The sequence below is a fragment of the Pseudomonas koreensis genome (assembly GCF_024169245.1).
GTDB classification, from domain to species: domain Bacteria; phylum Pseudomonadota; class Gammaproteobacteria; order Pseudomonadales; family Pseudomonadaceae; genus Aquipseudomonas; species Aquipseudomonas koreensis_F.
Map to the genome: position 1 here is coordinate 3,837,657 of NZ_JALJWP010000001.1, position 16,992 is coordinate 3,854,648.

A 16,992-nucleotide genomic window follows, 5' to 3' on the forward strand; every position below is an offset into this window, starting at 1 on the left:
TTAGCGATGAAACCGTTCAGCCATGTCCATTGAGCGGCTTCGCTCGGCCGATGCGCGTCTGGCAACCATGGGCATCATGGGTAGGGCGTCGTCGAGTAGTGGCTGCTCGTCCGATGGCTGGACGGTGGTCTCGTCGGCGAAATTATTCGGGAGCAGGGTGCCCAGACCGAAAACATTCACCGCCATGCTGACTTTGAGCCCGCGACAGGCCTGTCGGCAGTCCAGTTCGAAACCCGCGGAGGCCTGCTCCATCAAGCGTTGAAAATGTTCAGAGGTCAGTGCCAGAACTTTGCTGCTTTTCATGTGGTTCTCCTTGAGCAAGTGGCGACCCCGGGACGGGGCCGCCGGGACTGGGTTCAGACATCTCTGCCTTGCACATAACCGGAACCCAGGTCAGCACCGGTCACCGGTTCGCTGAGTGGGTCAGAGGCTGTGCGGGTCTTCATCGCTTCCAGCACTTGTTCGTCTTCAGCAGGAAGGGTGACGCTCGCCAGACCATCGCCGCCGTCGACCGCCGGCTCTGGGTTTTCCACGTACTCCCACGCACCGCCCTCGTTCCACGGCCCACGCACATTGGGTTCGCCAGACATGTTGAAGTACTTGTTGGTGAACTCCGGCATGCCCGGCAGTTTGCCCTGCGGGAAGTTTGGCTGGATCGAGTGCAGGGCTTTTTCGAACGACTGTTGATGGGCGATTTCCCGCGTCATCAAAAAGCCAAGCGCCTCTTTAACACCCGGATCATCGGTGATGTTGATCAGGCGTTCGTAGAGGATTTTCGCCCGCGCTTCGGCAGCAATATTCGAACGGAAGTCGGCGGTAGGCTCGGTGATCGAATCTACATACGCCGCTGTCCACGGCACGCCGGCCGAATTGACCAGCGGTGCGCCTGCGCCGTAGAGCAGGCTGGTGATGTGTGAGTCGTTGCCGGCGCCATTCAGCGCGCGATACAGCTCACCTTCTTCCTGAACGCCCTCGGCGAGTTGCCCCTTCGCACCTCTGTTGAGCATCACGATGATCGAGCCGACCACCTCCAGGTGGCTCAATTCCTCGGTGGCAATGTCCAGCAGCAGATCTTTGCGCCCCGGATCTTCCTCGGCCAAAGCTTGAGTGAAGTAGCGCGCTGCCGCGGCCAGCTCGCCATTGGCGCCCCCGAATTGCTCCAAAAGCAGATTGGCCAGCCCCGGATTGGGCTCGGCCACACGAACGGTGTACTGAAGTCGCTTGTTATGTATGAACATTCAAATTTTCCTCAGACCAGGCTATCGCGCAGTCACCCCTTGTGGGTGTGAGCGCATGCATAGTTGTGAGGAGTGGGTGGAGCGGAAATTTCGTTTATTGCGGGGTGGCTGGACGGACGGCAGAAGGCGGAAAGTTCCGCAAACAGGACGGTTGGCGCGATCCTGTTCTACGACCATTGTGGGAGCGAGCCTGCTCGCGAACGCGGTACGTCGGTCACCGGAGCTGGTGGCTGATCCAGCGCTTTCGCGAGCAGGCTCGCTCCCACATTGGTTGGTTTGCAATCAGGCGATTTTCAATGCCCTCAGTACAGGCAGCGTTTGCTCGGCAAACACCTGAGCCTGTGCGGTCAGTGCGGCGATATTGGCCTCGGCGGTGAGCAATGGCTGGCCATTGTCGACCAGCACTTCACCTTGTTCGCTGATCACCCCCCACGCCAGTTGCGCCCACTCGGCTGGTTGCTGTTTGCCTTGTTTTATCGAAATCAGGAACAACTGCTGGAAGCGGCTGACCGTGACGCCACCCCCCGTGACCGGGCTGGCCAGGGTCTGGATGTTGGCGCCGTACAGCGAGCGTTTGCACAGCTGCAAGTTGAGTGCGGCGCAGCGTCCGCTGACCTGCGACTCGGCGGTCTCGCTCTGGCACGGGGCCACGGCGCCCATGCCGATCAGCACGGCGAGGGCTTGTTCGAGGTCGTCGTAAGCCAGCGCAGCCTCGGACAGCAACTGGCGCATGGATTTCGCGGCATAGTTCTGCGCCGCCAGTGCATCGAGCACTGGGCCGTAGATTTCCGGTTGCAGGGTCGCTTCGCCGGCAGGACCGGTGACCGAGCCCGCGACGGTTTCCCAGGGTTGCAGCAGCACGAAACGGGAGTGAAGCATTCGCGCGCGGCGTTCGGCAGCAGACAGGCGGGTCGCGCCGCGCAAGTACAGGTCGCGGCGGAAGTGCTGGTTGACGAAGTAGTCCCGCGCTTGCTCGCGCATGACCGGGTGTTCGATGGTTTCCAGAAAGTCCATGCCTTCGGCGCTCAGGTTGAGCGGGTCGACCGAGTCCAGCGGCACTGCCGTGGTGGCGTAGTCGAGTTTGGCCGGGGCCAGCGCATCGACCACGTCGGCGAAGTACATGCAGTTCCAGTCGCGATTGAAATATTCATGGGCGACGTAATGACGATCCTGGCCCTTGATGCTCTGCAGCCGCGCGCCGAGACTCGGCGCCGCAGCGGCGTATTTCGGATTGGCTGCGAGCAGTGCTTCGGAGAATTGGAGCGCGGCGTCGATGCGTTGATCGGAGCGCGACGAGGCATTGGCAAAACGATCGTGCAGGCTGAACAGGTTGCGCAGCGGCGCCGACGGCGACCAGCCGGGGAAGCAGTTGTAGCTGACGTAGAGCATGCCGCCGGGCTTGAGGTGGCGGCGGGCGAATTCGACGATCAGTTTCTGGTTGTCGCGGCTGACCCAGGTCCAGATGCCGTGCAGGCTGATGCTGTCGAACTGCGGCAGATCGGAGCGCGTCAGCAGTTGTTCGAAGCTGTCGTCATACAGACGGGCGCCGTTGTTGGCGGCAGCGGCAAGGTCGATGGCATGCGCGGCCATGCCCGGGTGGAAATCCGTGCCGACAAACGAGCCCGGGTTGGCCGTTGCGTGGATGTTGATCGACACGCCTTGGCCAAAGCCCAATTCGCAGTGAACGCCGTCGGTACTGTCCAGCGTGGCGAAACCGCGCAGCAACAGGCAGTAACGCAGGAATACCGGATTGATCTCCCGGCTGTAGCTGTAGGTGTAGCCTTCGTCGGTGAAATAACCTTCGTTCCAGGCGTTGCTCATGGGGGCGGTCTCTTGTTCTCGGAAGTGATGGCAGTCTTATAAGGGGTTGTCGCTGCGCGCGACAAGTACAAAAACCGGATACTTTCCCACGTCCACTGTAATACCCCTGTGGGAGCGAGCCTGCTCGCGAACGCTTTTTTGGGATTTCAATCGAGTTGCCTGATAGGCCGCTTTCGCGAGCAGGCTCGCTCCCACAGGTCGTCAACAATTTCGGGATTTTTGGACAAATCACGCACCCCACGGCCCATTCGCGCAGGCATTTCGTGGCCGCCCGAAACTGTCATATTCCCTCCCACTGGCCTGCCCATAGTGACCAGCCCAACGCTGATCTCATGAGGCTGCACTGTGTTCCAACGTCTTCTGTGTTCGTTGTCCGTTCTGAGCCTGTCCATCGCCGCTGCCAATGCGGCCGAGCCAGTCGCGCTGGACACGCCGCGCTTGTCCGGCATCGATAATTTCCGCGACATTGCCGGCATCACTACCGCCTATTCCACGACCCACGACGGGACCATGCGCAGCGGTGTGTTCTACCGCTCCAACGCATTGACGCCGTCGGCGGCGGATCTGGCGACGCTCAATGGTCTGGGCATCAAAGCCATCTACGACTTGCGCACCCCCAGCGAAATTGCCGCTACGCCGGACACGATGATCACGGGGGCGGCTTATCGCAATATCGACATCATCGGCAGCACCGCCTCCGGTGCGGACATCACCCACATCTCGTTCCACAGCGCCGCGGAAGCCGTGGCGATGATGGAACAGACCAACCGTGCGTTCGTCAGCGATGCCGGGATGCGTGGGCAGTTCGGCCAGTTGTTCAATGAGCTGGCGAGTGTCGACGCCGCGCAGTTGTTCCACTGCACCGCTGGCAAGGATCGCACCGGCTGGACTGCCGCTGTATTGCAGAGCATCGCTGGTGTCGATGAGGCGACGATCATGGCCAACTATCTGGCGACCAACGACTACACCGCGGCCCGTGTCGCCGCGACTCTGAAAGCCTTGCCGCCGAGCATGGCCGCCGTGTACGAGCCGCTGCTCGGCGTGCAGGCCAGCTACTTGCAGGCCGGCCTCGATCAGGTCGCCGCCGAGTACGGCAGCATGGACAACTACCTCAAGCAGGGCCTCGGTCTGTCGCAGGAAACCATCTATGTGCTGCGCGGCAAACTGGTCGAGTACAACAGCTTGCCGGGGCAGGCCGGGATGATCGGCAATGCCGCCGCTGGTGCCGAGTTGCTGCGGCAGTTGCAGAACAGCGAGCTGTCCGGCACCTACAGCGCCTACAACTATTACCTGCAATCGGCGATCGACGCCGGCACCTTGGGCGGTGTCGAAACGCAAGTCGGCGGTCAGGTGCATGCGGATGCGGCCAGCTATCTCTTGCGGCAGAACGCGATGATCGAACAAGCCACCGCAGCGTTCGCCAGCGGCAGCGGTTTGAAGGTGGGCCAATACCGCCTCTGGAGCACCGCGCTCGCCAGCTACCTCGGCACCGACGGCTCGGCCCATGCCGACAGCAGCAACGAACACAGCCAGGGCCTGATGCTCGGCATCACTCAGCGCTTTAGCGAACAACTCAGCGCTCGCGGCGGTTTCGGTTACAGCAAGGGCAGCGTCGGCGGGGCGGGTGGCGAGGCCGATACTGATTTCACCTTCCTCAATCTCGGTGCGCGTTACGGCTTGACCAGCCTTGAGCGTGGCGTGTTTGTCGACGCCAACGTCAGCGCCGGTTACGTCGACTACGACAGCAAACGCGAGCTAGGTGGTGGCCTCGGCGCGGCGAAGGGCGATAGCCACGGTAATCTCACCGGCGCGACACTTGCGCTGGGTTATCGCCTGCCGCTCAGCGGCGTGATTCTTGAACCGAGCCTGGGCTTTCGCGTCAGTCATCTCGACTTGCAAGGTTTCAAAGAGAAGGGCAGTGAGCTGGCGCTCGACGTCGACGGCATCGAGCAGACCCGCCGCAGCGCGGTGGCCAATCTCGATGTGTCATTCGCTCCGGTGGCGGTGGGTGCGTGGCAGCTGGTGCCAGGCGTACGCGTGGGGTACGAGCGTGCGCTCGGCGATCAGCACGTCGACAGCGAAGGCCACCTGCTGGGGCTGGATATCGAGCAGCGCGCGGCGTTCGATAACCGCGATCAGTTCAGCGGCGGCGTTAATTTGATGGCCAACCTCGGCGCCCTGAGTGTGGGCGCTGAGATTGGCGCCAACGGTGGCGGTGATAGCCACGGTTTCAATGGCGGGCTCAAGGCCAGTTACGCGTTTTGAATGAAGAGAGCCCGGCAGATTGCCGGGCTCTTCAGTTCAAGCATGCTGCGCACGCGATGACTGCTGCGTGCGTGCCGGCGGCGCGGTGGGCTCGGGCAGCGAGGCGACATGCACGGTGCGCGCCGGGAAGGCGAACGTCGCATCCAGCTCGGCCACCGCTTCCATGATCGCCAGATTGATCCGTTGCTGCACGTCCATGTAGACGTTGTAGCTGGCGTCCAGAACGATGTACACCGTCTCGAATTCCAGCGCGCTTTCACCAAAACTGCGGAAATGGCAGCGGTCGAAGCGCGCCTGTTTTTCGTTTTTAATAATGCTTTCTACCCGTTGAGTGATCTGGCGAATCTGTTCGGTGGTGCACTCGTAAGTCAGGCGAAACTCGAACACCACCCGACGCTCCTGCAAGCGCTTGTAGTTCTGGATGGTGCTGCCGATCATGTCGGCGTTGGCCATGACAATCTGCTCGCCGCCGAGACTACGGATGCGCGTAGTCTTCAGGCCGACGTGCTCGACCGTACCGGCCAGCGTGCCGACGACGATGAAATCGCCCACCTCAAACGGCTTGTCGACGGCAATCGACAGCGAGGCGAACACGTCGCCAAGAATGTTCTGCACCGCCAGCGCCACGGCGATACCGCCGACACCAAGGCTGGCGACAAACGCAGTGATGTTGACGCCAAGGTTCGACAGCATTGCCAACAGAATCACTGCCCACAGCAACACCTTGACGCCCCACAGGCTCAGGGTCGCCAAGGCACTCGCTTGAAAGGTGCCGGTCGCGTTGTGCCGCGAGAAATAGCGATGCAGCCCCAGTGCCAGCGCGCGGTTGGTCCATAGGCCAACCTGCAACGCTGCGACGACAAACCACAAACTGCTCACGCGCCCGAGCCAGCGCTCGGGCAAATCCAGCAACCCGATGCCGACCAGGATCGAGGCCAACAGCAGCAACGTGGTGCTGGTCGCCGCCAGCACTTCGCTGGCCATGTACGTCAGATGCCCATTGCCGGCGCTGGCCCGCGCCTGCACCTTGCGGAAAACGAAACGGATCGCCGTGGTGGTCAGCAGATAACTGAGCGTCGCGGCGAGGAACGCCAGGACCCAGTTCGCCAGTGAAATTCCCAGAATTGTGTGCGTCGTGAAAAAGCCGATGAAATCCTCGGTCATTGAAACCCCCTTTTCGCAAGTGGCCTGTCTGGGGTTAGTCGCCCTGAGATTCCTGCTGTTCAATCAAATGCAGATGTCACCGGAGCGAATGGTCAACGCCTGGCTTTCAACTCCGCCGGGCTGACGCCGTAAGCGCTCTGGAAATACTGACAAAAGCGCCCGACATTGCTGAAGCCAAAACGTAGCGCCACTTCTGTCACCGACCCCGCATGCCCCCGCGCCAAGGCCTCATAAGCACGCTGCAAACGCACCTGACGCTGATACGCCACAATCGACATCCCGACAAAACGCCGAAAACCTTCCTGCAACGCGCGCTGACTGACGTGACTCAACCGCGCCAGATCCACGCCACTGGCCAACTGCTGCGGATGCGCCTGGATAAACTCCATTGCCAACTTCACATGCCGCGGCGCCACACACGGCGCGGGCCGGCGCAGCGCCTCGGTGAAATTGTGCGGCCACGCCTCCAGCACCGCATCGATCAACATCTCGCGCAAACGCGACGGCATCAGCGTGCCGCTGTTGATCAGCGCATCGAATTCATTGCCCGTCGCCAGATCAATCAATGCCTTGAGGCCATGAAATGCGGGCGTATTCAGATCCACGCTCGGCTCAAACACGATCTTGTGCACGATCGGGTTCTCCAGCAACGCCGACAAACGCTCGGTGAGCTGCTGACGATTGATCGAAATGCCGTGATGCGCGTGATCATCGACAAACCGCATCGAACGGATATCCGCCTTGTCGATCGCCAGACCAACGTGCGACATGCCGATGGATTCGGTGCCGTGGTTGAAAACGATCTTGCCGGCGGTGGGGATGACGAAGGTGATTTCGTTCTGCGGATCGGGGAGGGTGACGCTGAAATCGCCGTGGTAATGCATGCGTCGAAAACTCACCCCGTCGTGCCGCCCGTAGACCCCGCCGATGATGATGTTGGACGGCGGTGGTGGGGTGTCGGCGTAGCGATTGCCGAAGAGCCTGGAGAAAAGCGCGCCGAAGTCGGAGGAGGTGAGATTGTCGGAGCGCAGGATGATTGTTTGCCGGGTTGTGGATGCGGTGGCGATTGGCGGCATGTTGGAATGCGGGCTCTTGAGTCAACGGTAGAGATCGGTAGAGCCTAGGGGGCAGGCGTGACGGTTGAGTGACAAGACCGAGAGCATGATTTGCGTTCGGCGAAGCCACGTATTTACCTGAGACCTGTCGCATGAGTAGAATGCGATTCATTATCAATCATGTATGTCCCGGGATGCCGATGCGTAGCGACGAAACACTAGGTACCGCAGATCCAGGGCTGCTCTATCGCACCCACTACTCGTGGTTACAGGGCTGGCTGATTCGGCGCATTGGATGTCGCGATAACGCCGCAGATCTGGCGCAGGACACCTTTGTACGAGTGCTCAAGGCCCGTCAGTCCAGCCCCTTGCGCGAACCACGCGCCTATTTGAGCAGCATTGCCCGCGGACTGATGATTGATCAGTATCGTCGTCGCGAACTCGAACGTGCCTATCTGGAAAGCATCACGTTGCTGCCTCAACACGAGGTTCCCTCGGAAGAGAGCCGGCTGATGATTCTTGATGCGCTCGAGCGCATAGACCGCATGCTCGACATGCTCAAACCAAGAGTTCGTCAGGCGTTTTTATTTGCCCGGCTCGACGGTCTGACCTGCGCACAAATAGCCGAAAAACTCGGTGTTTCCCGCGCGACGGTGGAACGCGACCTGGCCACGGCCCTGCAACACTGTTATCGCTTGCGTTATGTCGAGTCGTGAGCCGCAGGCGCTGGATCCGGCCATTGTCGAGCAGGCGATCCAATGGCTGGTGCGCCTGCGCTTCAATCAAGCCGATGAACAGACACAGCGCACTTTTGAGCACTGGCTCCAGCAACGTCCCGAGCATGTTTTGGCGTGGCAGCGTGTGGAAACGCTTGGAGATGAATTCGCAGGCGTACCCACTCAACTGGCCCGACAAACGCTTGAAGGCAGCAACCATGGAATGCGCCGGCGGGAAAGCCTGAAGCTCCTGGGCATATTGGCGACTGTCGGCGCGGCAGCCTGGCTCGGCCGGGACTACACGCCCGTACCCGCGATGCTTGCGCAACAGCGTAGCGGCACCGGCGAACGACGACGCTTCCAGCTCGATGATGGCAGCCTTGTCCAGCTCAATAGCGATAGCGCCGTCGACAGCGATTTCGACGCCCAGCGACGCCTGATCATCCTGCGCCGAGGTGAAATCATCGTGAATGTCGGCGCGGATCAACACTCGCCTCAAGCGCGACCGTTCTGGGTGCAATCCCGAGACGGCATCATGCGCGCCCATGGTTCGCGTTTTCTGGTACGCGAGCGTGACGATGGCACGCTGGTCGCGGCTCAGCAGGGATCAGTCACGGTTTTCCCCGGCTCCGGTCAAACCTCTGCGAGTGGCAGCGCCCAGCCGGGCAATCCTCTGTTGTTCACCTCGAATGGCGCCCGAACGTTCAGGGACAACGGCCTTGATCTATGGGCTTGGGGTGACGGGGTGATCAGTGCGAACCATATGCGCCTTGGTGACTTCATCGCGGAGTTGTCGCGCTATCGTCCCGGGGTATTGCGCTGCGCCGAAGAGGTCGCTGATCGTCGCGTTTCCGGCACCTTCCAGCTCGCTGACAACGATCAGGTCCTGGCATTGATCGCGCAATCACTGCGCTTGCACGTTGATTACCGAACCCGTTATTGGGTGACCCTGACCGCTGCGACCTGAGTCCATCAGGATGTTGCGTGACGTGAAAAATAATGAGGTGGTTTCTCATTCTCGTTCGACCTCTAAGGAAGGCCGGAATACAGGCCAGTCTGCCGATGTCCTTTCTTGGAGCGAGAAAATGAGTTCGTCCCCGGTTTCACAGCGCCATCCATTGAATCGTGCCATGCACGCTGCGATTTTGGGTTTGATCGTGAGCAGCTACGCATTGCCATCGCTGGCGCAAACCTCGAGCGCTGACCACAGCAATCAGGTCAGGCAGTGGAACATCGCAGCCGGCCCGCTGGCGCCGGCGCTCGACCGCTTTGCGCGAGAGGCCGGGATCAGTCTTTCCTTCGACGCGCCGAGTGTTGCGAACCGCAACACTGCTGGCGTGAGTGGCACGCTCGAGACTTCGACAGCGCTGTCATCGTTGCTGCAGGGGAGCGAATTGCAGATCGAACAGCAAGGCCCGAATGCTTATCTGCTGGTCCCTCAAGCGAAGACCGCCGGCCCGCTGGAACTCGATGCAACAGATGTCGAGGATTATCGCCTCGCACCCCTCATCATCAATGCCAAGGTCAGGGTCAGTGCCGACGACGACACCAACTCGGTGGTGGCCAAGGAGCTCTGGGTTGGCGGCAAGGTGGCCACCAGCATTCTCAATACGCCGGCATCGGTATCGGTGGTGACCAACAAGGAAATGCAACAGCGCAGCGTCAGCACCACGGAAGAGGCGCTGCAGTACACACCCGGCGTGGTCAGTGATTTCTATGGGACGGATGACCGCAACGACTATTTCCAGATCCGCGGCTTCCAGGCCACCACCTACCGTGACGGCTTGACCCTGAGTTCGATGCGCGGCGTGCGCGAAGATCCATTCGCCTATGAGCGCATCGAGATTCTGCGTGGCGCCAACTCCACGCTATTTGGCCCCGCGGACCCGGGCGGTTCGGTGAACTTCGTGACCAAACAACCGCGCTTCGAGAAGTTTGGCCAAGGCTATGTCACTTACGGTTCGTTCGACCATGTCGAGACAGGTATCGATGTCGGTGATGCGCTGAACGACGACAAAACCCTGGCTGGCCGCTTCACGGCCAAAGGGCAAAACAGCGATCGCGAGTACGATCACTCACAGGATGACAACCAGTTGTTTATGGGTGGTCTCACCTGGGCCCCGACCGATTACACGTCGGCCACGGTGATCCTCGACTACCTGAAAACCGAAAGCTCGCCCAACAGTGGCGGCTATCCGCTCGACAAGGAATACGACCGCAGCAAGTTTTACGGTGAGCCCAGCTACAACTTCCACGATGTCGAGCGCACCAGCCTCAGCGGTAACGTCACCCATGACTTCGACAACGGCTTCGTACTGCGCAGCAATCTGCGTTACAGCAAGCTGACCGATGATTTTGGCTACGTGTACCTCAGCGACAGCGCCGCCCGTGTCGGTACTACTGTCGATCGATACCTGTTTGGCACGGACACTGACGCCGACCAGTTCAACGGCAATCTGATGCTGCAATACGATGCCCGTTTCGAAAACATCGACAGCAGCAGCCTGGTGGGCGTGGAGTACCTCGATTCGACCACCAAGGAAAGCTCGGTCTACGCCCTGACGACGCCGATCGACATCGCCAATCCCGTGTTTACCGGCGTTTCACGCTCGATCACGCCGTACGCCGTCAACAAGCGAGACGCGACTACCAAGGCCGTATTCCTGCAGCAGAACCTGTCGTTCTACGAGCGGTTTATCGTCACCGGGGGTGTGCGCAACGACTCGATGGACCTGACCAGCAAAGGCTTGCAATCCACCGAGAAAGACACCTTCTCCGAGACTTCTTACCGAGGTGCGTTGACCTATATTGTCAACGATGAAGTCTCCACCTACGTGAGCATGGTGGAATCGGTATCGCCGCCGCAGGTTGGCGTGACACCGCAGACAGGCAGGCAGTACGAGGTGGGCGTGAAGTATGCGCCGATGGGGATGGACGCACTGTTCTCCGCAGCCGTGTATGACCTGACTCAGGAAAACGTCACCATCGCCGTGGTACTACCGAGCGGCATCATCGAGCAGCAGACGGTGGGCGAATCGCGGGCGCGTGGCCTCGACCTGGAGGCCAAGGCGCAGGTGACGCAAAACCTCAGCCTGATCGGTGGCTATTCCTATATGGAGTCAGAGGTACTGCGCGGTTCGTTGTACGACGGTAGCTCCCTCAAGGGTAACGAGTTCTCCACGGCGCCCAAGCATTCCGCTTCGCTCTGGAGTTACTACGATGTGCCCGCCACTGATGTCAGCGTGGGCCTGGGTGCACGCTACGTCGGCTCGTATTACTTCGATGCAGCGAACTCCGGCAAAAGCGACGGCACCACGCTGTTCGACGCCGCTTTCAACTACAAGATCGCCAAGGGCACCGACCTCGCAGTGAACGTCAGCAACCTGCTGGATGAGCAGCACGTGGTCGGCTCCGGCACAGCGAACTTCTACAACCCGGGTCGCGAGATTACCGCCAAAGTGAGTTACAACTGGTAAGCAGGCGGGGAGGCCTTTCCCATACAGGAAACGGTGCCCGCTTTACTGCAGGCATCTGGCTTTGCTTCGGACAGAAGCGCACTTTCTGCCAGCGTCATGGGTGAGTCGCTGAAACGACGCCACTCCGTTTATTGCCGGCGAACGCTTCACCGCTGCAGACGTTTATGTTGGCTCCCACATCGGCTGGGGGTTAGGCTTGCAAACCTTGCCGCCCAGAGCTGCGTTTCTCGCCTATGCCGAGAAGTTGATCAGCCGCGACGCCTATCAACGTGCAGTGGCGAAGGATGAAGCGCTGTTGGGGGCCAGATGACTGACGTGCCTGCCATGATTTTTCGGAAAACTCAGGGAATTTGATAATGCCGCTCAACCGACTCGACTTCACCACACGCTTGCTGATCGACGCGGGCGTCGGCAAAGGGATGCGCATCCTCGACGTTGGCTGCGGTTCGGGTGATGTTTGTTTGCTGCTGTGTGATCTAGTGGAAGACGGGGAGGTCATCGGAGTCGATCACGACGCCGCTGCCATTGCCATTGCTCGCCAGCGCACCGCAGGACATGCGCATCCTTCACTGACATTTCTCAAGGCCGACCTCCAGGAATTGCCAGACTCTGTCGGCACTTTTGACGCCATCGTCGGCAGGCGCGTTCTGATGTATCAGAAGGATGCGGTGGCGACGATCCGAGCACTGTCCAAGTGTCTGCGTGCCGGCGGAATCATGGTCTTCCAGGAACACGATACGACGCTGGCGCCTGCCAGCGTCGAACCTTTCCCTTTGCATGAAAGAGCGCAACGCTGGTTACAGCAAATGCTCGCTCGCGAAGGAGCGGATTTGCACATCGGTTTTAACCTGCACGGCATTTTCACCCAGGCAGGCTTGACCGTCGAAAGCGTACGCGCCGAGTGCCTGGTACAAACGCCTGATGCGCCCTACAGCCTTGGCGCCATTGTTCGGGCATGCTTGCCGCGAATCATTGCGTTAGGGGTGGCCAGTGCAGAAGAGGTCGAAATTGAAACGTTGCAGGCGCGTCTGGATCAGGAGCGTTCAGGCTCTTCAGGCGTCTATGTTGGGGATGTGATGTTTGGGAGTTGGGCTCGGAAGATTTGACGTATCGATAGGCGGATATAGCGGGCATGCGGTGGGAATGTGCGCCTTTGGCTGTCTGTGGCGAAGGTCAGTCATCAATCCGAAGCGAATGTCGAAGGCGAGTTTTTGAGAATGCTGCCAAGACAATTTACACGGCAAAAGTAAGCACCTTTGCTTCTGGTCGAAAACTGACGCTCGCCACTATCTGGTGTTACTCGTAAGCAAACTGATCAATCAATCCCAGACGAGGAACACGTGTGTGGGGCCGCAACAAAGCTCCAGGAGCGATCACGGCATTTGCGCCAATCTTGCAGCCGTCTCCCACCAGCGCTCCGAATTTGCTGACGCCTGTGTCGATCACCTGATCTTCGTGGCGGATCTTGATATCGGCCCCGTCCAGTTCGTTGCGGTAGTTGGCGATGATCGCGCCGGCTTCAATATTCACCGCTTCGCCAATCACTGAGTCGCCGACGAAGTTGAAGTGGGCAAGTTTGCTGCCATCGAGCATGAACGTGGTTTTCAGCTCACAGCTGGGGCCAACGATGCAGTTTTTGCCGAGGTATACACCGCCACGCAGATAAGCGCCCGCTGCTACAAAACAGCCTTCGCCGATGATGATTGCGCCTTTCAGAACAGCGCCTTGCTCAACGATGGCGGTTTCATGAACGGCGCAATTGCCTTGACGCCGGTAGCCGGCGCCGAGCGTTTCAAGCAATTCCAGAATCCGGCTCTCGCAATTCTGAACCACCGCCCAGGGCGCAGCGGAGTCCACGCCCAGTACTGGCCATTGAGCGATGTAATCTTCGATTTTTGGCGATTTCATAGGAATCTTCCGAATAAGTGAGACTGGGGCGTGGGTGGACGGTCGACGACTTGAACGACTCGCTATGCCTGCAAGTCGTACCTGTACACAAGCATTTTCAAGGTACGGCGCAATGGACAAGACAATTACCGTGGATCAACTGGCTACCACTGATCTGGGATCAATCAACGAGATATGGCTCGGCGGAACTCATACCCAGTTATGCCTTTGGCGTGCTGAACAGGTCTTCACCCACGAAATGCTCAGCGAGGGTACCCATGATCAGAATGTCCAACGCCTGTGCTTGCAGTTGGTTGACCCTGACGATCAGGTCGCAGTGGCTCGCGTTGAAGTGATCGCGCGTGAACGACTGGAAGAACTGGGCAAGCAGGGGGAGTTTTATCCCGCAGAGGATGCGGACACTTATCAATAGTCGCTCTGCACCTGATAAAAAGCGCTGCTGCTAAAGCAGCGCCTCAAGCGGGCTCTTCAAGCCTGCGCACATCCCCCAACGAATCACGCTGCATCGACTGCAAGTTCTTTTCAATGGTTTCGCACAGCGCTTCCATCTGAATCTGATGTTCGCTGTGGCGGAACGGGCTCTGCAGATCGGTGCCGATGCGTTCGATGGCCAGCAGCATGAACCCGACCACGGTCGACGCCAGCGGCGTGAACCAGCCCAAAGATTCGACCAGTCCCACCGGTACGATCAGGCAGAACAGCGAAATGAACAGCCGCGGAAAATACACGTAAGGGTAGGGCAGCGGCGTGTTCGCGATCCGCTCCATGCCGCCCTGGCTGTTGGACAGGTCGACCAGCGTCGACTCAAGTCGCGCCAGGCGAATACTGTCCAGATGCCCGGCCTTGTATTCCTTGGCGAGCAGAGTCGCCGAGCCGGTAAGGATATCGTTGGCAAAGTTATTGGTCGTGCCACTGCGGGCGAATTCTTCGGCGGGGATGAATGCCCGCACTTCGTCTGGACACGGCTGACCTTGCAGATGCGCGGCGAGGCAGTTGACATAAGCGACGTGGCGGCGCAACAGCGTCGATTTGACCGGATTCACCTCGCCACCCGCGTCGTCCAGCAGCGTCAGGACCTGCCGGGCGAAGCTGCGGGAATTGTTGATCATCGATCCCCACAACGTCCGCGCTTCCCACCAGCGGTTGTAAGCGCTGCTGTTGCGAAAACTGATCAACACGATCAACGCCGAACCGAGCAAGGTCAGCGGCATCAGCGGCAGATTCAGCTTGGCGTTGAGAAACAGCATGAAGTCCACGGTGACGGCAATGTCCCAGAGCAACAGCCAGAACAAAGACCAGCCCACGTAGCCCAGGGTCTTGATGATCAGACGGTATTTTTTGACGATGGCAGCTTTCAAACGGAAACCTCGTGGCGAGCAGTTTGCTTAAACGCTTAAGCTCGGACGATGCTCGGGGAGAAAGGTTCGCTATGCGCAGACAGGATGACATCGTTGGCGGTCGACAGGATCAAGAGCACAGGCCGCCTGTTCAACCGCCCAAAGCTGATGTTGATGCCGCGCATCCTCGGATGCGCGGCAGGATATCGCTCCGATTGCTCACGAAACCAAAGCGAGACGAACGGCGGTTTTACAACGCAAATGTTGTCCCACGCGTGTTCACAAACAGTGAGTAGATCGAGTGACTGCTGGCCATGAACAGTCGATTCCCTTCGCGCCCCCCGAAGCACAGGTTCGGGCAGCGTTCTGGCAGTGAAATGTGCCCGATGGCCTTGCCCTGCGGATTGAAAACGCGCACGCCGTCGAGTTTTTCCAGGTCGGCCCGGGGATCACCGTTGCCGCCCCAGCCGCACCACAGGTTGCCCGCTTCGTCGCATTTGATGCCGTCGATTGCGGCATAGTCCAGGCCCTCGATGTGCTTGCGGCGTTCGCCCAGTGTGCCGTCATCCTGCACGGCAATCGCCCAGATCAGGCGATTGGGTTTGGCGCGACCTTCGACGACGTACAGGGTTTTTTCATCGGGAGAAAAACACAGGCCGTTGGGCCCGTTGAGGTCGTCGATTACCCGCGTGACTTTCTTGCTCTCGCCGTCGATGCGGTACACGGCGTGGGGTAGCGTCGGGGTGACTTTGTGCCCTTCGTAGTTATTGCTGGTCTGGAATGGCGGGTCGGTGAACCAGATCGATCCGTCACTTTTGCAGACAATGTCGTTGGGCGAGTTGAAGGGCTTGCCGTCGAAGCTGTCGGCCAACACGGTGATCGTGCCGTTGTATTCGGTGCGCGTGATGCGTCGGCCTTCGCTGGTGGTGGTCGAGCCTTCGCAAACGATCAGCCGCCCTTGGCGATCCCGACACAGGCCGTTGGAGAAGTTCGAGTGCTCGCGGTACACCGTGAAGGTGTCGGTGATTTCATCCCAGCGCATGATGCGGTTATTGGGAATGTCGCTGACCAGCAAATAGCGGCCATCGCCGACCCACACCGGGCCTTCGGCCCAGCGCATGCCGGTGGCGAGCTTTTCGACACTGGCGTTGAAAACACGTAGTTCGAGGAAGCTGTCGTCGAGGATGTGAACCAGTGGGTCAGGGTAGCGCTGACTCAAGGGTTCGGCGGCATAGGAGAGCCGGGTCAGTGCGGCGCTGCCGACAGTGGCGAGTGTCGCGGAAACAGCGAGGGATTTTTTCAGGAAGCTGCGGCGGGTGTTACCCGTGGGCAGGTCAACGCTTTCAGGCAAGTCGGACGGGGATGAGTCCATGTAGCGATCTCCGTGGTTTTATTTTTGTTGGGGAGACGTAGTAATACATCGTGGTAGGACATCGTACAAGTGATAATGGGGCAGTCAACTGTCGGTCAATCTTGCAAAGCGTGGCCAGTCGAATTTCCGATGCTCGCGAGGAAAATCCTGGTATCCCGATTCGATCGCAGATGAACCACGCGGCAAGCGGATGGCGCCGTTGATAGGAGTTGCCGCATTTTTGCTCGTGCTGTATTTCTCGTCCGCCACATGAACCGGAGAAACTCCGGCAGGTTCCCCAGCAGTTCGGGGCAGTTCTCCGGCAAGTCAGGCCGAGACTGACCGCGGTGGAGCAGGGTTCTGCGCAGGACGCGCAGGAATCGAAGCGTCGCCGAGCGATCGATCCAGATCAAAAGATCAGCACGGGCCACGCGGTTTTCCCACGTGGTCGAATGGCCACCTTCGAATATCCAGCGATCACGCGCCTCGACCTCCAGGCAAAGACGCGTCTTCTCATCCGGGCTTCGTTCGACCCAGCCTGGCTGCCAATGGATGGTATCGATATGAACGACCGGCAAACCCGTACGCTCACCAAGCTTGCGCGCCAAGGTACTTTTGCCAGACCCTGGTTGACCAACAATCATCACCCGTTGCATCGAAG

At 59.5% G+C, this 16,992-nt stretch carries 15 protein-coding genes; 6 read left to right on the top strand and 9 right to left on the bottom strand.

The window, feature by feature from the left end:
* The 3 genes from J2Y90_RS17090 to J2Y90_RS17100 all read right to left on the bottom strand — a co-directional run bounded on the left by J2Y90_RS17090 (position 1) and on the right by J2Y90_RS17100 (position 3,059).
* Positions 1–303, bottom strand: a complete 303-nt coding sequence (locus J2Y90_RS17090; RefSeq protein WP_253500974.1) for a hypothetical protein — start codon at positions 301–303, stop codon at positions 1–3.
* A gap of 53 nt (positions 304–356) precedes the next feature.
* A complete protein-coding gene (locus J2Y90_RS17095) occupies positions 357–1,238 on the bottom strand; it encodes a manganese catalase family protein (RefSeq protein ID WP_253500975.1) in 882 nt (293 codons plus the stop codon).
* Between the two features lie 282 nt (positions 1,239–1,520).
* Positions 1,521–3,059, bottom strand: coding sequence for a class I SAM-dependent methyltransferase (locus tag J2Y90_RS17100; protein ID WP_253500976.1), 1,539 nt, complete (start codon positions 3,057–3,059; stop codon positions 1,521–1,523).
* A gap of 345 nt (positions 3,060–3,404) precedes the next feature.
* On the opposite strand from J2Y90_RS17100, the gene J2Y90_RS17105 reads away from it, so the two are divergent.
* Positions 3,405–5,324, top strand: coding sequence for a tyrosine-protein phosphatase (locus J2Y90_RS17105; RefSeq protein WP_253500977.1), 1,920 nt, complete (start codon positions 3,405–3,407; stop codon positions 5,322–5,324).
* Between the two features lie 36 nt (positions 5,325–5,360).
* Here J2Y90_RS17105 and J2Y90_RS17110 read toward each other — a convergent pair whose 3' ends face one another.
* Positions 5,361–6,488: a mechanosensitive ion channel family protein gene (locus tag J2Y90_RS17110; RefSeq protein ID WP_253500978.1), complete on the bottom strand. Its 1,128-nt coding sequence runs from the start codon at positions 6,486–6,488 to the stop codon at positions 5,361–5,363.
* A gap of 92 nt (positions 6,489–6,580) precedes the next feature.
* Complete coding sequence (locus J2Y90_RS17115; RefSeq protein WP_253500979.1) at positions 6,581–7,564, bottom strand: helix-turn-helix transcriptional regulator; 984 nt, start codon at positions 7,562–7,564, stop codon at positions 6,581–6,583.
* A gap of 179 nt (positions 7,565–7,743) precedes the next feature.
* On the opposite strand from J2Y90_RS17115, the gene J2Y90_RS17120 reads away from it, so the two are divergent.
* The 4 genes from J2Y90_RS17120 (at position 7,744) to J2Y90_RS17135 (ending at position 12,841) form a co-directional block, all read left to right on the top strand.
* The gene (locus J2Y90_RS17120; protein WP_253500980.1) at positions 7,744–8,259 is read left to right on the top strand and encodes a sigma-70 family RNA polymerase sigma factor; all 516 of its coding nucleotides are present in this window, start codon (positions 7,744–7,746) and stop codon (positions 8,257–8,259) included.
* Complete coding sequence (locus tag J2Y90_RS17125) at positions 8,246–9,226, top strand: FecR domain-containing protein (protein ID WP_253500981.1); 981 nt, start codon at positions 8,246–8,248, stop codon at positions 9,224–9,226. Before J2Y90_RS17120 ends, J2Y90_RS17125 begins: the two co-directional genes overlap by 14 nt.
* Positions 9,227–9,344: 118 nt before the next feature.
* On the top strand, positions 9,345–11,735 hold the full coding sequence (locus J2Y90_RS17130) for a TonB-dependent siderophore receptor (RefSeq protein WP_253500982.1): 2,391 nt from the start codon (positions 9,345–9,347) through the stop codon (positions 11,733–11,735).
* A gap of 356 nt (positions 11,736–12,091) precedes the next feature.
* Positions 12,092–12,841: a methyltransferase domain-containing protein gene (locus J2Y90_RS17135; RefSeq protein WP_253500983.1), complete on the top strand. Its 750-nt coding sequence runs from the start codon at positions 12,092–12,094 to the stop codon at positions 12,839–12,841.
* Between the two features lie 190 nt (positions 12,842–13,031).
* Here the strand turns inward: J2Y90_RS17135 and J2Y90_RS17140 are convergent, their stop codons facing one another.
* Positions 13,032–13,643, bottom strand: coding sequence for a transferase (locus J2Y90_RS17140; protein WP_253500984.1), 612 nt, complete (start codon positions 13,641–13,643; stop codon positions 13,032–13,034).
* Between the two features lie 112 nt (positions 13,644–13,755).
* Between J2Y90_RS17140 and J2Y90_RS17145 the strand changes: the two genes are divergently transcribed.
* A complete protein-coding gene (locus J2Y90_RS17145) occupies positions 13,756–14,055 on the top strand; it encodes a hypothetical protein (protein WP_253500985.1) in 300 nt (99 codons plus the stop codon).
* Positions 14,056–14,098: 43 nt separating this feature from the next.
* On the opposite strand, the gene J2Y90_RS17150 is transcribed toward J2Y90_RS17145, so the two are convergent.
* From J2Y90_RS17150 to J2Y90_RS17160, 3 genes are all read right to left on the bottom strand, one after another.
* Positions 14,099–15,001 (bottom strand): bestrophin family protein, encoded by a 903-nt coding sequence (locus tag J2Y90_RS17150; protein ID WP_065617128.1) that lies wholly within the window; start codon positions 14,999–15,001, stop codon positions 14,099–14,101.
* A gap of 229 nt (positions 15,002–15,230) precedes the next feature.
* A complete protein-coding gene (locus J2Y90_RS17155; protein WP_253500986.1) occupies positions 15,231–16,352 on the bottom strand; it encodes an SMP-30/gluconolactonase/LRE family protein in 1,122 nt (373 codons plus the stop codon).
* A 95-nt stretch (positions 16,353–16,447) separates the two neighbouring features.
* On the bottom strand, positions 16,448–16,987 hold the full coding sequence (locus tag J2Y90_RS17160; protein ID WP_253500987.1) for an AAA family ATPase: 540 nt from the start codon (positions 16,985–16,987) through the stop codon (positions 16,448–16,450).
* Between the last annotated feature and the right edge of the window lie 5 nt (positions 16,988–16,992).

Coding starts and splice junctions, on each gene's coding strand:
- J2Y90_RS17090 (WP_253500974.1), bottom strand. CDS start 303: ATGAAAAGCAGCAAAGTTCTGGCACTGACCTCTGAACATTTTCAACGC.
- J2Y90_RS17095 (WP_253500975.1), bottom strand. CDS start 1,238: ATGTTCATACATAACAAGCGACTTCAGTACACCGTTCGTGTGGCCGAG.
- J2Y90_RS17100 (WP_253500976.1), bottom strand. CDS start 3,059: ATGAGCAACGCCTGGAACGAAGGTTATTTCACCGACGAAGGCTACACC.
- J2Y90_RS17110 (WP_253500978.1), bottom strand. CDS start 6,488: ATGACCGAGGATTTCATCGGCTTTTTCACGACGCACACAATTCTGGGA.
- J2Y90_RS17115 (WP_253500979.1), bottom strand. CDS start 7,564: ATGCCGCCAATCGCCACCGCATCCACAACCCGGCAAACAATCATCCTG.
- J2Y90_RS17120 (WP_253500980.1), top strand. CDS start 7,744: ATGCGTAGCGACGAAACACTAGGTACCGCAGATCCAGGGCTGCTCTAT.
- J2Y90_RS17125 (WP_253500981.1), top strand. CDS start 8,246: ATGTCGAGTCGTGAGCCGCAGGCGCTGGATCCGGCCATTGTCGAGCAG.
- J2Y90_RS17130 (WP_253500982.1), top strand. CDS start 9,345: ATGAGTTCGTCCCCGGTTTCACAGCGCCATCCATTGAATCGTGCCATG.
- J2Y90_RS17135 (WP_253500983.1), top strand. CDS start 12,092: ATGCCGCTCAACCGACTCGACTTCACCACACGCTTGCTGATCGACGCG.
- J2Y90_RS17140 (WP_253500984.1), bottom strand. CDS start 13,643: ATGAAATCGCCAAAAATCGAAGATTACATCGCTCAATGGCCAGTACTG.
- J2Y90_RS17145 (WP_253500985.1), top strand. CDS start 13,756: ATGGACAAGACAATTACCGTGGATCAACTGGCTACCACTGATCTGGGA.
- J2Y90_RS17155 (WP_253500986.1), bottom strand. CDS start 16,352: ATGGACTCATCCCCGTCCGACTTGCCTGAAAGCGTTGACCTGCCCACG.
- J2Y90_RS17160 (WP_253500987.1), bottom strand. CDS start 16,987: ATGCAACGGGTGATGATTGTTGGTCAACCAGGGTCTGGCAAAAGTACC.